Origin of the sequence: Pseudomonas sp. MF6767, from assembly GCF_016405475.1 — a bacterium.
In the GTDB taxonomy this organism is placed as follows: domain Bacteria; phylum Pseudomonadota; class Gammaproteobacteria; order Pseudomonadales; family Pseudomonadaceae; genus Aquipseudomonas; species Aquipseudomonas paracarnis.
The window spans coordinates 114,391-129,169 of sequence record NZ_JAEKCY010000013.1; the positions used below are offsets into that span (position 1 = coordinate 114,391).

The following is a 14,779-nucleotide window of genomic DNA, read 5'->3' on the forward strand; positions in this document are numbered from 1 at the left end:
GTTTAAGGAAACCGTTATGAGTCTGGCGCTATTCCCCCTCAACACTGTGCTGTTCCCGGGCTGCACCCTCGACTTGCAGATATTTGAGGCGCGCTACCTGGACATGATCGGCCGTTGCATGAAAAAGGGCGAAGGCTTTGGTGTGGTGTGCATCCTGGATGGCTCAGAGGTAGGCACGGCCCCTGACGGTTATGCGCTTGTCGGTTGTGAGGCGCTGATTCGTGACTTCAAACAGCAGGACAACGGCCTGCTGGGCATTCGCGTCGAAGGTGGCCGTCGTTTCCGCGTGCGTGAGGCCGGCGTGCAGAAAGACCAGTTGCTGGTGGCCGATGTGCAATGGCTGCAAGAATTGCCGGACCAGCCGCTGGGCGAAGAGGACGCCGACTTGCTGGCGTTGCTTGAGGCCTTGGCCGAACACCCGATGGTGGCCTCGCTGGACATGGGCGGCCAGGCCGAAGGCCAGCAAGCCCTGAGCAATCAGTTGGCCTATCTGCTTCCATTTAACGAGGCCGACAAGATCGACTTGCTGCAACTGGACGACCCAGGGCAGCGCCTGGATGCGATCCAACTGTTGCTCGATGAATTGCAGGGCGAGCTGTTCACCTGATGTTCGGATTTGCCTGACAGAGCTTTCAGACTTTGCTCGGTCGCCTCCACTGCGCCGCCTGCACTATTTTCCGATCGCACAACAATGATCGGAGATAACCATGATTCGGCTGACCCCCTCGGAACAAGTCGCGTGGGACGCTTATTTTGTCAGCGTGACCACGCAATTACTCCAGCAGGAAGCCACGCGTGGCGCGGAGTACATCACCGAGCGCGCCGCCGAAATGGCCGATGAGATGCTGCTGGAGCGCCGCGAGCGTTGCGCTGAACGGCGCAGCGCCTCCGTGGACTGGATCGGCCCGGCCAAGGGTCAATAGGCGTACCTGAGCAGTGCGTGGGGCGTACCGGTAAAGGCGATGAAACCGAGCACTGCCACCACGGCGGGCAGCACCAGCCACCAGGCTTTTTGCGACATGGCTGGCAATGGGCTGCGGTGCTCGATTGCCGTCAGGCTGAACGCACACACGGTCATTGCCAGCAAGGTGCCGGCCAGGATGTCCGTGGGCCAATGGGCGCCCAGGTACACCCGCGACAAGGCAATGAACGCCGCGGGAATGCAGCCCAGCAGCATCCAGGTCAGGCGCAGCCGCGTAGGTTGGCCGCGACCGGCCAATACCGCGAGCGCCAGGAAGAAGGCAAAGGCCCCGGAGGCATGGCCGCTGGGCATGCTGAAGCTGGTCAGCGGGTCCGTTAGGATTTCCGGGCGGCCACGGGCGAAAAACAGCTTGGTGCCGGTGTTGATCACTGCCGCGCCAGCGAGGGTGGCGCCGACAAATACGGCGTGGCGCCACTGCCGTGCCAACAGCAACAGGCCAGTGAACACGGCGCTGGCGAAAAACATCTTCTTGAACTCACCCAGTTGGGTGACCCGCACCATCACCTCGTCCAGCCACGGGCTGCGATGTTCCTGCACCAGTGCGCTCAGGCCCTGGTCGAAGTCATTGAGATGGGGGTAGCCGATAAACAGCGCGATCAACAACACCAGGCTGGCGCAACCAATCCACAAGGTGGTGCGCCGATGCCCGCGCCAACTGCTGTTCAAACTCATCCCCAGCAGTACCGCCAGGCACGCCGCGATAATCGCCGCTTCCGGCCAGAAGCCTTCCGGCAAGGGCAGACGGAACGCGGCGCCGGCAGCCCAGCCCGGCAGCAGATAGGCCACGGTCCAACCCGCTGCGGCAATGATGCTCACAGCGGCAAAGCGCGGGAAGGGCATGTCGCACATGCCGGCGACCATGGGCAGCATGGGACGCAATGGGCCGATGAAGCGTCCGACCAACAAGCTGGCGATTCCGTACTTGTGGAAGTAGGTTTCTGCGCCGTTCATCCATTCAGGATGCTGGCGCAGGCCGGGCAGGCGCCGGATGTTCTGATGGAAATGGCGGCCCAGGTAATAGGAAACGCCGTCGCCCAATAAGCCGCCGAGGAAGCCCAGCAGCAGGGTTTCACTCAGCGACAGCGCACCGCTGCCAGCCAACGCGGCGATTGCAAACAGCAATACCGTGCCTGGCACGATCAACCCGGCAATCGCCAGGCATTCCACACACGCGACAATAAACACCGCCGCTGCCAGCCATTGTGGGTTGAGGGTCAACCAGCCGGTGATGCTATCGAGCCATTGGCCCATACAATCCACTCCATGCATACAAAACAGAATTTGAGACGGTGAAATTCAACTGTGGGAGCTGGCTTGCCGGCGATGGCTGCGGCATGGCCAGCATTGAAGTTGCCTGACACACCGCTATCGCAGGCAAGCCAGCTCCCACATGGGATGTGTCGCGCGTTAAATCAAAAAATAATCCCGGCCTTCGACCTGCCCCCGACGCAGCGGGTTCCGCGTGCAATAAGGCGCATAGCCAGCATCGACGAAACGGTACATCAAGTGCTCATCGCGCCCAGTGGGAATGCCCAGGCGCGTAGTCTGGATAATCTGCGTGGGCAGCTGGCCCACGTCTTCGACATACAGCAGTTCCTGATCGAAGCGCTTGGCATCCCACATTGGCACTTTCAGGCCCAGTGCCTTGCACAGCAGCGTCTGGCCTGCACACAGCTTCTGCGAGGGGCGTGGGCTGCCGTCGGGGTTGGGGTTGTTCAACAGCATCTGCGCCAGGCTCGCCGCCCCGGAAATTTCGTCGACCCAGGGATAGGCCGATTTGATCAGCACGGCATTGCCCGGGCCGTGGGCGCTGAAGTTCAACGAATCACCGCCACGGGCGTAGTACATGTAGATATGGCCACCACCCAGAAACAAAGCCTTACGCTTTTCTGTGTAGCCGAGTGAGGCGTGGCTGCCTTTTTCGGCCACGTAATAGGCTTCGGTTTCAATAATTCGCGCCGAAAGCCAGAGATCGCCCACACGATGACGAATGACTTTTCCGAGTAGTTCACGCGCAAGCAGTTGGGCATCGCGGTCGAAGAAGCTATCGGGCAGCGGGCTGGCGGGGAGCAGCGGGGGAAAGTCGGGCATGGCGGTCAAGGGTTGATACGGCTAAATGTGACCGAATCATAACAACTCTCACCTTAATTACGGCTGAACCTGGGGTTTTTACAGTTCATTTCGACCATCCGCCCCTCACCGCTGTCAGTCGGGCGGCGTCACAGCTATAATCTGCCGCTTTCCTCTTTGCCAAGACTCCCTGACCATGACTGAGTCCGTTCTTGACTACATGACCCGCCTGGGTCGCGCTGCCCGGCAGGCCTCGCGGTTGATCGCCCGTGCGAGCACCGCGCAGAAGAACCGTGCGCTGCTGGCAGCTGCGGATGCTCTGGATGCTTCGCGCTCCGAGTTGACCGCCGCCAACGAGCTGGACCTGGCCAATGGGCGCGCTAACGGCCTGGAGCCAGCCCTGCTGGACCGCCTGGCGCTGACCCCGGCACGTATCGACGACATGATCGAAGGCCTGCGTCAGGTGGCCAAGCTGCCTGACCCCATCGGTGAAATTCGCGACATGCGCTACCTGCCGTCCGGCATCCAGGTGGGCAAGATGCGCGTGCCCCTGGGCGTGATCGGCATCATCTATGAGTCGCGTCCGAACGTGACCATCGACGCCGCGAGCCTGTGCCTCAAGTCTGGCAACGCCACTATCCTGCGTGGCGGTTCCGAAGCGATCAATTCCAACCGCGCCATCGCCGCCTGCATCCAGCAGGGCCTGGCCGTGGCCGAGTTACCGGCTGAAGTGGTGCAAGTGGTGGAAACCACCGACCGTGCTGCCGTGGGCGCGCTGATCACCATGCCGGAATTCGTCGACGTGATCGTGCCGCGGGGTGGCAAGAGCCTGATCGAGCGCGTCAGCCGCGATGCCAAGGTGCCAGTTATCAAGCACCTGGACGGCGTCTGCCATGTGTTCATCGACATCGCCGCCGACCTCGACAAGGCGATCCGCATTGCCGACAACGCCAAGACCCACCGCTACGCGCCGTGCAACACCATGGAAACCCTGCTGGTGCACGCTGGCATTGCCGAGCGCGTGCTGCCGCCGCTGGCTGCCATCTACCGTGACAAGTCGGTAGAACTGCGCGGTTGCGAGCGCACCCGGGCGTTGCTGGGCGCGGACGTCATTGAGGCGACCGAGCAGGACTGGTACACCGAGTACACGGCCCCGATCCTGTCGATCCGCATCGTCGACGATCTGGACCAGGCCATCGAACACATCAATACCTATGGCTCCAAGCACACCGACGCCATCGTTTCCGAGCATTTCAGCGATGCCCGGCGTTTCCTCAACGAAGTGGATTCCGCTTCGGTGATGGTCAACGCCTCGACGCGTTTTGCCGACGGCTTCGAGTACGGCCTGGGGGCTGAGATCGGTATTTCCACCGACAAGCTCCACGCACGCGGCCCGGTGGGCCTCGAAGGGCTGACCAGTGAGAAGTACGTGGTGTTTGGCGACGGTCATGTGCGCACTTGATGACTAAACGCATCGGGCTGCTCGGCGGTACTTTCGACCCCGTGCACATCGGCCATTTGCGCAGTGCCCTCGAAGTTGCGGATGCCCTTGCGCTGGATGAGCTGCGCCTGCTGCCCAATTTCCGGCCGCCCCATCGCGACACGCCGCAGGTGGCCGCCGAGCAACGCCTGGAAATGGTGCGTGTTGCCGTGGAAGGTATATCGCCGCTGGTGGTGGACGATCGCGAACTCAAGCGCGATAAACCGTCCTACACTATCGACACCCTGGAGCTGATGCGCGCCGAATTGGCCGCGGATGACCCACTGTTTCTGCTTTTGGGCTGGGACGCATTTTGCGGCCTGCCCTCTTGGCACCGCTGGGAGGAACTCCTCCAGCATTGCCACATCCTGGTTTTGCAACGCCCGGATGCCGACAGCGAACCGCCGGATGCCTTGCGCAACCTGCTGGCCGCGCGGTCGGTAAGTGACCCCTTGGCCCTGACCGGGCCGAACGGGAATATTGCATTCGTCTGGCAGACCCCGCTTGCGGTGTCCGCCACCCAGATCCGTCAACTGCTGGCCAGCGGGAAGTCGGTACGTTTCCTGGTGCCTGACGCGGTCCTGGCCTACATCGATGCGCACGGGCTTTACCGTGCGTCGAACTGAAAAGGCGCGCTTGAACGCACGAACCGTGCAGCAAGCGCCCGAACATACGAGCAAAACGAGTTTTATATGACGAACAAAGACGTAAGCAAAGTTAAGCGCAAAGGCACCTTCAAAAGCGCGCCGCTGCCGGTTGAAGCCCATGTCGGCCCGGAATTGGCTGGCGAAGAGCTGGTGAAAGTCGCCGTGGCTGCCCTGGAAGACGTTAAAGCCCAGGACATCCAGGTGCTGGACGTGCGCGACAAGCAGAGCATCACCGACTTCATGATCATCGCCACCGGTACCTCCAACCGCCAGATCGGCGCGATGCTGGACAAGGTTCGCGAAGCCGTCAAAGCCCAGGGCGTCAAGCCACTGGGTGAAGAAGGCAAGGGCGACAGCGACTGGGTGCTACTGGACATGGACGATGTGATCGTTCACATGATGACCTCCAATGCTCGCCAGTTCTACGACCTGGAACGTCTGTGGAAAGGCGCCGAGCAGAGCCGTGCCGCCGATGGCAAGCACCACAGCCCGGAAGTGGGCCACGCGCACTTCGACAAGCTCAACAAAGACCAGGAATAAGGAACGGCTGTGCGCCTGCGTCTGATCGCTGTCGGTTCACGCATGCCCAAGTGGGTGGAAGAAGGCTGGCACGAATATGCCAAGCGTCTGCCCGCTGAGCTGTCGCTTGAGCTGGTGGAAATACCGCTCAATACCCGGGGCAAGAACGCCGACGTGGCGCGCTTTATCCGTCAGGAAGGCGAAGCCATGCTGGCCAAGGTCGGCCCCAATGAGCGCATCGTCACCCTTGAAGTGCACGGCAAGCCCTGGAGCACCGAGCAACTGGCGGTGGAACTGGATCGCTGGCGCCTGGATTCGCGCACGGTCAATTTCATGGTCGGCGGCCCGGAAGGGCTGGCGCCGGAAGTCTGTGCGCGGGCCGATCAGCGCTGGTCGCTGTCGGCGCTGACGTTGCCGCACCCGTTGGTAAGGATTCTGATCGGTGAACAGCTGTATCGCGCCTGGACAGTTCTGTCCGGGCACCCTTACCACAAATAGTCTGCGCCGCCCCCGATGACCCAGCCGATCCGCATCAAGGACCACGAGAAAGACGCACGTCTGGTACGCGCGCGGGTGGTGTTCGGTGCTGTCTTGGTGGTGGTGCTGATGTGCGTGCTGATTGCGCGGCTGTATTTCCTCCAGGTGATCCAGTACGACTATCACTCCACGCTGTCGGAAAACAACCGGGTGCATGTGCAGCCGATTCCCCCGACCCGTGGGCTGATTTTCGACCGCAATGGCGTAGTGGTTGCCGATAACCGGCCCAGCTTCAGCCTGAGCATGACCCGTGAACGCTCCGGCGACTGGAAGCAGGTCCTGGATGTCATCGTCGAGGTGCTGCAACTGACGCCGGAAGACCGGGCCGTCTTCGAGAAGCGCATGCGGCAGGGGCGCCGGCCGTTCGAGCCGGTGCCGATCCTGTTCGAGCTGACCGAAGAGCAGATCGCCCGTATTGCGGTGAACCAGTTCCGCCTGCCGGGTGTGGAAGTGGTGGCGCAGTTGGTGCGGCATTACCCGCAAGGGCCGCACTTTGCCCACTCCGTTGGCTACATGGGGCGGATCAACGAGAAAGAGCTGAAAACCCTCGACCCGATCAACTACAGCGGCACCCATCACATCGGCAAAACCGGTATCGAGCGCTTCTACGAGGCCGAGTTGCATGGCCAGGTAGGTAACGAGGAAGTCGAGACCAATGCGCGTGGTCGCGTATTGCGCGTGCTCAAGCGCACCGATCCGGTGCCTGGCAAGGACATTGTCCTGAGTCTGGACATCAAGTTGCAGGAAGCTGCCGAGATGGCCCTGGGCGGTCGGCGGGGTGCCGTAGTGGCGCTGGACCCGAAGACTGGCGAAGTGCTGGCGATGGTCAGCCAGCCCAGCTTCGACCCCAACCCGTTTGTGACTGGCATCAGCTTCAAGGCCTACGCAGAGCTGCGTGATTCCATCGACCGGCCACTGTTCAACCGTGTGTTGCGCGGCCTGTACCCACCGGGCTCGACCATCAAGCCGGCGGTGGCGATTGCCGGCCTGGATGCTGGCGTGGTCACGGCCTCAAGCCGGGTGTACGACCCTGGCTACTACATGCTGCCCAACTACGATCACAAGTACCGTAACTGGAACCGCTCCGGTGACGGCTATGTCGACCTAGACACCGCGATCATGCGCTCCAACGACACCTATTTTTACGACCTGGCCCATAAACTGGGAATTGATCGGCTGTCTGCCTACATGGGCAAGTTCGGCCTCGGTCAGAAAGTCTCCCTGGACATGTTCGAAGAATCCCCCGGCCTGATGCCGTCGCGGGAGTGGAAGCGTGCGACCCGCCGCCAGGCGTGGTTCCCCGGCGAAACCCTGATCCTGGGTATCGGCCAGGGCTATATGCAGGCCACTCCGCTGCAACTGGCCCAGGCCACGGCGCTGGTGGCGAACAAAGGCGTGTGGAACCGACCGCATCTGGCCAGGACCATCGAAGGCGAAAAGCCGGTGGACGACAATCCGATTCCTGACATTGTGCTGCGTGACCCGTCCGATTGGGCCAAGGTCAACCACGGCATGCAGCAGGTGATGCACGGCGCTCGCGGCACTGCGCGCAAAGCGGCAATTGGCGCTCAATACCGCATTGCCGGCAAAAGTGGTACCGCCCAAGTGGTCGCGATCAAACAAGGCGAAAAGTATGACCGCTCCAAGGTGCAGGAGCGCCACCGCGACCACGCCTTGTTTGTCGGCTTTGCCCCGGCGGAAGACCCGAAGATCGTGGTGGCAGTGATGGTCGAGAACGGCGAGTCCGGCTCCGGCGTCGCGGCCCCAGTGGTACGCCAGGTGATGGACGCCTGGCTGCTGGCCGACGATGGCCGGCTCAAGCCCGAGTATGGCGGCCCCCCTTCAAGCCCCGAGGTTACGGCCCGTGAAGAGTAATTTTGACCGCATCCTCTCCAGCGAAGATGTGATGCGTCGCCGTGCGACGTTGCTGCAACGCATGCACATTGATGGCCCCCTTCTGATCCTGCTGCTGACCCTGGCGGCCGGCAGCCTTTTTGTACTGTATTCGGCCAGCGGCAAGAACTGGGACCTGCTGATCAAGCAGGCGTCCTCGTTTGGCCTGGGCCTGCTGTCGATGGTGGTGATCGCCCAGTTGGAGCCGCGTTTCATGGCGCGCTGGGTGCCCTTGGGGTATGTCGCCGGCGTGTTGTTGCTGGTGGTGGTGGACGTCATGGGCCACAACGCCATGGGCGCCACACGCTGGATCAACATCCCCGGTGTGATTCGCTTCCAGCCGTCGGAATTCATGAAGATCCTGATGCCCGCCACCATTGCCTGGTACCTCTCCAAGCGCACCTTGCCGCCGCAGCTCAAGCACGTGGCGATCAGCCTGATCCTGATCGGTGTGCCCTTTGTGTTGATCGTGCGCCAGCCGGACCTTGGCACCTCGTTGCTGATCCTCGCCGGTGGCGCGTTCGTGCTGTTCATGGGCGGATTGCGCTGGCGCTGGATCCTCAGCGTGCTGGCCGCCGCCGTGCCCGTGGCGGTGGCCATGTGGTTCTTCTTCATGCACGACTACCAGAAGCAACGGATCCTGACGTTCCTCGACCCGGAGAGCGACCCGCTGGGCACCGGCTGGAACATCATCCAATCCAAGGCGGCCATCGGTTCCGGGGGGGTATTTGGCAAGGGATGGTTGCTGGGCACCCAGTCTCACCTGGACTTCTTGCCCGAGAGCCACACCGACTTCATCATCGCGGTGATGGGCGAAGAGTTCGGCCTGGTGGGCATTTGCGCGTTGTTGCTGATTTATCTGCTGTTGATTGGTCGCGGCCTGGTGATCACTGCCCAGGCGCAGACGCTGTTCGGCAAATTGCTCGCCGGCAGCCTGACCATGACTTTTTTTGTTTATGTTTTCGTCAACATCGGTATGGTCAGTGGCCTGCTGCCGGTGGTTGGGGTGCCGTTGCCATTCATTAGCTACGGTGGAACTTCGCTGGTGACATTGCTGTCAGCGTTTGGGGTTTTGATGTCGATTCATACGCATCGCAAGTGGATCGCACAGGTTTGAATAAGGTGAAGATGTCAATGCAAGTAATGCGCGGCTGGGCGACTCGGCATGCGACCTGGATGGGCCTGATCGGGCTGCTGGGGGCAACGCAAGAGGCGCAGGCCGGTGACTACGATGGCTCTCCCCAGGTTGCCGAATTTGTCGGTGAGCTGACCCGCGACTACGGTTTTGCTGGCGAGCAACTGATGGGCGTGTTCCGCGAAGCCCAGAAAAAGCAGGCGATCCTCGACGCCATCTCCCGACCTGCCGAACGTGTGAAGCAGTGGAAGGACTATCGCCCGATGTTCCTCACTGATGCGCGCATCGCCCGCGGCGTGGATTTCTGGCGCCAGCACGAGGCGGTACTGGCCCGCGCCGAGCAGGAGTACGGCGTGCCGGCGCAGGTGATCGTCTCGATCATCGGCATCGAAACCTTCTACGGGCGCAACACCGGCAGCTACCGAGTGATCGACGCCTTGTCGACACTGGGCTTCGATTACCCGCCCCGCGCCGAGTTCTTCCGCAAGGAACTGCGCGAATTCCTGTTGCTGGCCCGCGAAGAGCAGGTCGACCCGCTGAGCCTCAAGGGCTCCTACGCCGGGGCGATGGGCTTGCCGCAGTTCATGCCGAGCAGCTTTCGCGCCTATGCGGTGGATTTCGACGGTGACGGGCACATCAATATCTGGAGCAACCCCGACGATGCCATCGGCAGCGTGGCCAGCTACTTCAAGCGCCACGGTTGGGTCGCCGGCGAGCCGGTGGTTATCCGCGCCGATGTCACGGGCGAGCGCGCTGACGAGGGCCTGACCCAAGGTATCGAACCGGTCAAGACCGTCGGGGAGTTGCGAGCGCTGGGCTGGTCGAGTCAGAATGCGCCACGCGACGACATGCCGGTGACGGCATTCCGCCTGGAAGGCGCAAATGGCCCTGAATACTGGATGGGCCTGAAGAATTTCTACGCAATCACGCGTTATAACCGCAGTGTGATGTACGCCATGGCCGTGCATCAGCTGTCAGATGAGCTGGTTCAAGCACGGGGCAACAAGTAATGCGGGTATCGCCGTTCAAAAAACCGCTCAAGCTGGTGGCGTTCGCCGCGTTGTCCTTGTTGGTAGCCAGTTGCTCCACCACCCCTAACCGTGCGCCGGCCAAGAAGGCGGGCGGTGCGGTGGTACGTGCCCAGCCGGGCCTGGACATCAACCGCGCGCACAAAGACGGCGCGCCGTGGTGGGATGTGGATGTGTCGAAAATCCCGGACGCCACGCCGACCCTGCACACCGGCCCGTACAAGGCCAACCCCTATACCGTGCTGGGCAAGAATTACTTCCCGCTGCAGGAATCCAAGACTTACGTGCAGTCGGGCACCGCGTCCTGGTACGGCACCAAGTTCCATGGCCAGAACACCGCCAACGGCGAAGTGTATGACCTGTATGGCATGAGCGCGGCCCACAAGACCCTGCCGCTGCCCAGCTATGTGCGCGTGACCAACCTGGACAACAATCGCACCGTGATCCTGCGGGTCAATGATCGTGGGCCGTTCTATTCGGACCGGATCATCGACTTGTCCTACGCGGCCGCCAAGAAACTCGGTTATGCCGAAACCGGCACCGCACGGGTCAAGGTCGAAGGCATCGATCCGGCGCAGTATTGGGCCCAGCGTGGCAAACCCGCGCCGTTGATGCTCAACGAACCGCCAACCCCGCAACCGCAAGTGACGGCCTCCACCGGCAAGATCGAGCAATGGACCCCGCCACCTGCGCAGCATGCGCCTGATACCGTGGTGGTACCTCACGCGGCAGCGGGCGCCTCCATGGCCGGTGGGCAATACCTGCAGGTCGGCGCTTTCGCCAACCCGGATGCGGCAGAACTGTTAAGGTCCAAGCTCAGCGGCATGGTCAGCGCGCCGGTCTTCATCAGTTCCATCGTGCGTAACCAGCAAACCTTGCACCGTGTACGCATGGGCCCTATCGGCTCGCCGAGCGAAGTGGCACAAGTGCAGAACAGCGTGCGTCTGGCCAATCTGGGGCAACCCAGCGTGGTCACCGCAGAATAAGCAGTAACGGATTGATGGCTCAGACGCGCATGCGCGCTTGAACCCTGGTTGTTGGCTCGTTGAACAATAAAAACCCAGGGGCAAGGGGTGAGCGGGCAACCGAACACGTGACAGTCTGGAAGCGGGCTGTCTGAATAGTTTTGCCCGCGAGGGCAAGTTTCCATAAGCAATTTCGAGAGACGGATGAACATCACCACCTTAGCCAAACGTACGTGCCTGCTTATCTCGCTGATCATCACCCCAGCCGCCTGGGCGGTTGAAATGGTGCCGGCCTCCCCGCAACTGGCCGCCAAGTCGTGGGTCCTCATGGACGCCGCCAGTGGCAACGTGCTGGTCGAAAACGGCGGTGATGTACGCCTGCCGCCTGCCAGCCTGACCAAGCTGATGACTGCCTACATCGCGACCCTGGAAATCCGTCGCGGCCAGATCGGCGAAAACGACCCGGTTACCGTCAGCGAAAACGCCTGGCGTACCGGTGGTTCGCGGATGTTCATCAAGGTGGGTTCGCAAGTCACCGTGAGCGACCTGCTGCACGGCATCATCATCCAGTCCGGTAACGACGCCAGCGTCGCCCTGGCCGAGCACATCGCCGGCAGCGAAGACGCCTTCGCCGACATGATGAACAAAACCGCCGGTGAGCTGGGCATGACCAACAGCCACTTCATGAACCCGACCGGCCTGCCGAACCCAGAGCACTATTCGTCGGCTCATGACATGGCGATCCTGGCGCGCGCCATCATCCGCGTTGACCCGGTGCACTATGCGATCTACTCCCAGAAGGAATTCTTCTGGAACAACATCAAGCAGCCTAACCGCAACCTGTTGCTGTGGCGTGACAAGACCGTCGATGGCCTGAAGACCGGCCACACCGACGAAGCCGGCTACTGCATGGTGTCGTCCGCCGTACGTGATGGCCAGCGCCTGATCGCCGTGGTATTCGGCACCAACAGCGAGCAGGCCCGTGCGGCCGAGACGCAAAAACTGCTGACTTACGGCTTCCGCTTCTTCGAAACCCAGACCTTCTACCAGAAGGGTGCTGAGCTGGCGACCGCGCCGGTGTGGAAGGGCGCGACGTCGCAAGTCAAGGCCGGCCTGGCCGACGACCTGACCCTGACCATGCCTAAAGGCCAGCTGAAAAAGCTCGCCGCCAGCATGACCCTGAACCCGCAATTGGTTGCGCCAATCGCCAAGGGTGATGTGATCGGCAAGGTCGAAGTCAAGCTGGACGACAAGGTGGTGCACAGCGCCGACCTGATCGCGCTGGACGCTGTCGAGGAAGGTGGTATCTTCCGCCGCGTATGGGATAGCATCCGTCTATTCTTCTACGGCTTGTTCAACTGATTGTGTGCACCTGCAAAGCCCCGCGTTGATCCAACGCGGGGCTTTGCCCGTCGCCACGGCTTAGCGCTTACGAGGCTGTTCTGCCATGACCGATAAAGACGTAGAAGTAAAGGCGCCAAAGATCGAATTTCCTGTGACGGATTATCCCGTCAAGGTGATCAGCGATACCGGTGTCGGCCGCAAGGACAAGATTCTCGAGATCGTCAGGAAGCACGCGACGATCAACGACAACCGCGTGGACGAGCGCCAAAGCTCCACCGGCAAGTACACCACGATCCAGTTGCACATCGTTGCGACCGATCAAGACCAGCTCTACAACATCAACAGCGAACTGCGAGCCACCGGCTTCGTGCATATGGTGCTGTGATGTCGCAAGTCCTGGGCTTTCGCGAGCTCGGCCGGATGGCATACGAGCCGGTCTGGCATGCCATGCAGCGCTTTACCAATGAGCGCGGCACTTCGGCCCCGGATGAAATCTGGCTGGTAGAACACCCGCCGGTATTCACCCAGGGCCAGGCCGGCAAGGCCGAACACTTGCTGCTGCCGGGTGATATTCCGGTGGTGCAGGTCGACCGAGGGGGTCAAGTGACTTACCATGGGCCCGGTCAACTGGTGGCTTACCTGCTGCTGGACGTGCGCAAGCTGGGGTTTGGCGTGCGCGACCTGGTCAGCCGCATGGAGACGTGCCTGATCGAGCTGTTGGCCAGTTACGGCGTGACCGCCGTGGCCAAGCCCGATGCACCGGGTGTATACGTGGATGGCGCGAAAATCGCCTCCCTGGGGCTGCGCATTCGCCACGGTTGTTCCTTTCATGGCCTGGCCTTGAATGTGGACATGGACCTGGCGCCGTTCCGACGGATCAACCCGTGCGGTTACGCCGGGCTTGCGATGACCCAGTTGAGTGACCATGCAACATCCATAGAATTTGCCGAGGTAAGTGCCCGGCTGCGCGCGCAGCTCGTCAAACACCTCGACTATGCAGAGCAGACGACCCTGACGGGCGGAATCGATTGATATGACTACTGATGTTGTGCAAACCATGATCCCGACGCTGGACATCACTGAGCGTCCAGCCCCGGCCCCGCGTGCCAAGGTGGAAGCCGGCGTCAAGCTGCGCGGCGCCGAGAAGGTTGCACGCATCCCGGTCAAGATCATCCCGACCACCGAACTGCCGAAGAAACCTGACTGGATTCGCGTGCGCATCCCGGTTTCGCCGGAAGTCGACCGTATCAAGTCGCTGCTGCGCAAACACAAGTTGCACAGCGTATGCGAAGAAGCCTCCTGCCCGAACCTGGGCGAGTGCTTCTCTGGCGGCACCGCCACGTTCATGATCATGGGTGACATCTGCACCCGTCGCTGCCCGTTCTGCGACGTCGGCCACGGCCGTCCGAAGCCGTTGGACGTCAATGAGCCAGAAAGCCTGGCCATCGCCATCGCCGACCTGAAGCTCAAGTATGTGGTGATCACCTCGGTAGACCGCGACGACCTGCGTGACGGTGGTGCCCAGCACTTTGCCGACTGCATCCGCGAGATCCGCAAGCTGTCGCCGAACGTGATGCTCGAAACCCTGGTGCCGGACTACCGTGGCCGGATGGACGTCGCCCTGGACATCACCGCTGCCGAGCCGCCGGATGTGTTCAACCATAACCTGGAAACCGTGCCGCGCCTGTACAAGGCGGCGCGCCCGGGTTCGGACTACCAGTGGTCGCTGACCCTGCTGCAGAAATTCAAGCAGATGATGCCGCACATCCCGACCAAGTCCGGCTTGATGCTGGGCCTGGGTGAAACCGACGAAGAAGTCATCGAAGTCATGAAGCGCATGCGCGAACACGACATCGACATGCTGACCCTGGGCCAGTACCTGCAACCGTCCCGCAGCCACTTGCCGGTGCAGCGCTTCGTGCACCCGGACACCTTCGCCTGGTTCGCCGAGGAAGGCTACAAGATGGGCTTCAAGAACGTGGCCTCGGGCCCGTTGGTGCGGTCTTCGTACCACGCCGATGAGCAGGCCAAGCTGGTCAAGGCGAGCCTGGTTTCGTAAGCCGCTCCAGAATCAATGTGAAATGCGGGCTTGTGTGGGAGCTGGCTTGCCTGCGATAGCATCACCTCGGTGTCACTGATTCACCGAGGCGCTTGCATCGCAGGCAAGCCAGCTCCCACA

At 61.6% G+C, this 14,779-nt stretch carries 16 protein-coding genes; 14 read left to right on the plus strand and 2 right to left on the minus strand.

All coding sequences use genetic code 11. The annotated features are described in order from the left end of the window. Positions 1-16 precede the first annotated feature (16 nt). Both JFT58_RS20160 and JFT58_RS20165 read left to right on the plus strand, forming a co-directional pair. Positions 17-607 (plus strand): LON peptidase substrate-binding domain-containing protein, encoded by a 591-nt coding sequence (locus tag JFT58_RS20160; RefSeq protein WP_054896191.1) that lies wholly within the window; start codon positions 17-19, stop codon positions 605-607. A 100-nt stretch (positions 608-707) separates the two neighbouring features. Then, positions 708-923 (plus strand): hypothetical protein, encoded by a 216-nt coding sequence (locus tag JFT58_RS20165; protein WP_054896190.1) that lies wholly within the window; start codon positions 708-710, stop codon positions 921-923. Here JFT58_RS20165 and JFT58_RS20170 read toward each other — a convergent pair. Both JFT58_RS20170 and JFT58_RS20175 read right to left on the minus strand, forming a co-directional pair. Beyond that, positions 917-2,233: a bifunctional DedA family/phosphatase PAP2 family protein gene (locus tag JFT58_RS20170; protein ID WP_054896189.1), complete on the minus strand. Its 1,317-nt coding sequence runs from the start codon at positions 2,231-2,233 to the stop codon at positions 917-919. The genes JFT58_RS20165 and JFT58_RS20170 overlap by 7 nt on opposite strands. A gap of 156 nt (positions 2,234-2,389) precedes the next feature. Then, complete coding sequence (locus tag JFT58_RS20175; protein ID WP_103299396.1) at positions 2,390-3,073, minus strand: DNA-3-methyladenine glycosylase; 684 nt, start codon at positions 3,071-3,073, stop codon at positions 2,390-2,392. A gap of 175 nt (positions 3,074-3,248) precedes the next feature. Between JFT58_RS20175 and JFT58_RS20180 the strand changes: the two genes are divergently transcribed. The 12 genes from JFT58_RS20180 (at position 3,249) to lipA (ending at position 14,659) form a co-directional block, all read left to right on the plus strand. Further along, positions 3,249-4,514 (plus strand): glutamate-5-semialdehyde dehydrogenase, encoded by a 1,266-nt coding sequence (locus JFT58_RS20180; RefSeq protein ID WP_034126904.1) that lies wholly within the window; start codon positions 3,249-3,251, stop codon positions 4,512-4,514. Beyond that, a complete protein-coding gene (gene nadD / locus JFT58_RS20185) occupies positions 4,514-5,158 on the plus strand; it encodes a nicotinate-nucleotide adenylyltransferase (RefSeq protein WP_003194480.1) in 645 nt (214 codons plus the stop codon). The genes JFT58_RS20180 and nadD overlap by 1 nt, the downstream gene beginning before the upstream one ends. A 66-nt stretch (positions 5,159-5,224) precedes the next feature. Continuing rightward, positions 5,225-5,719 (plus strand): ribosome silencing factor, encoded by a 495-nt coding sequence (gene rsfS, locus JFT58_RS20190; protein ID WP_003176298.1) that lies wholly within the window; start codon positions 5,225-5,227, stop codon positions 5,717-5,719. A 9-nt stretch (positions 5,720-5,728) separates the two neighbouring features. After that, on the plus strand, positions 5,729-6,196 hold the full coding sequence (gene rlmH, locus JFT58_RS20195) for a 23S rRNA (pseudouridine(1915)-N(3))-methyltransferase RlmH (RefSeq protein WP_003176297.1): 468 nt from the start codon (positions 5,729-5,731) through the stop codon (positions 6,194-6,196). 15 nt (positions 6,197-6,211) lie between these two features. Beyond that, on the plus strand, positions 6,212-8,110 hold the full coding sequence (gene mrdA / locus JFT58_RS20200) for a penicillin-binding protein 2 (protein WP_034126905.1): 1,899 nt from the start codon (positions 6,212-6,214) through the stop codon (positions 8,108-8,110). A gap of 31 nt (positions 8,111-8,141) precedes the next feature. Continuing rightward, positions 8,142-9,245, plus strand: coding sequence for a rod shape-determining protein RodA (gene rodA / locus JFT58_RS20205; protein ID WP_044268991.1), 1,104 nt, complete (start codon positions 8,142-8,144; stop codon positions 9,243-9,245). Positions 9,246-9,262: 17 nt separating this feature from the next. Further along, positions 9,263-10,273 carry a lytic murein transglycosylase B gene (gene mltB / locus JFT58_RS20210; RefSeq protein WP_054896188.1) on the plus strand — a complete coding sequence of 337 codons (1,011 nt, stop codon included), beginning with the start codon at positions 9,263-9,265 and terminating at the stop codon, positions 10,271-10,273. After that, entirely contained in the window at positions 10,273-11,277 is a 1,005-nt protein-coding gene (locus JFT58_RS20215; protein WP_032895156.1) for a septal ring lytic transglycosylase RlpA family protein, read from the plus strand. The genes mltB and JFT58_RS20215 overlap by 1 nt, the downstream gene beginning before the upstream one ends. Before the next feature lie 183 nt (positions 11,278-11,460). Then, a complete protein-coding gene (locus JFT58_RS20220; protein ID WP_003194468.1) occupies positions 11,461-12,618 on the plus strand; it encodes a D-alanyl-D-alanine carboxypeptidase family protein in 1,158 nt (385 codons plus the stop codon). A gap of 85 nt (positions 12,619-12,703) precedes the next feature. After that, positions 12,704-12,985 carry a DUF493 domain-containing protein gene (locus JFT58_RS20225; protein WP_005791752.1) on the plus strand — a complete coding sequence of 94 codons (282 nt, stop codon included), beginning with the start codon at positions 12,704-12,706 and terminating at the stop codon, positions 12,983-12,985. Further along, positions 12,985-13,632: a lipoyl(octanoyl) transferase LipB gene (lipB, locus tag JFT58_RS20230; RefSeq protein ID WP_034126907.1), complete on the plus strand. Its 648-nt coding sequence runs from the start codon at positions 12,985-12,987 to the stop codon at positions 13,630-13,632. Before JFT58_RS20225 ends, lipB begins: the two co-directional genes overlap by 1 nt. A gap of 25 nt (positions 13,633-13,657) precedes the next feature. Then, positions 13,658-14,659 (plus strand): lipoyl synthase, encoded by a 1,002-nt coding sequence (gene lipA / locus JFT58_RS20235; RefSeq protein ID WP_161793230.1) that lies wholly within the window; start codon positions 13,658-13,660, stop codon positions 14,657-14,659. Positions 14,660-14,779 lie beyond the last annotated feature (120 nt).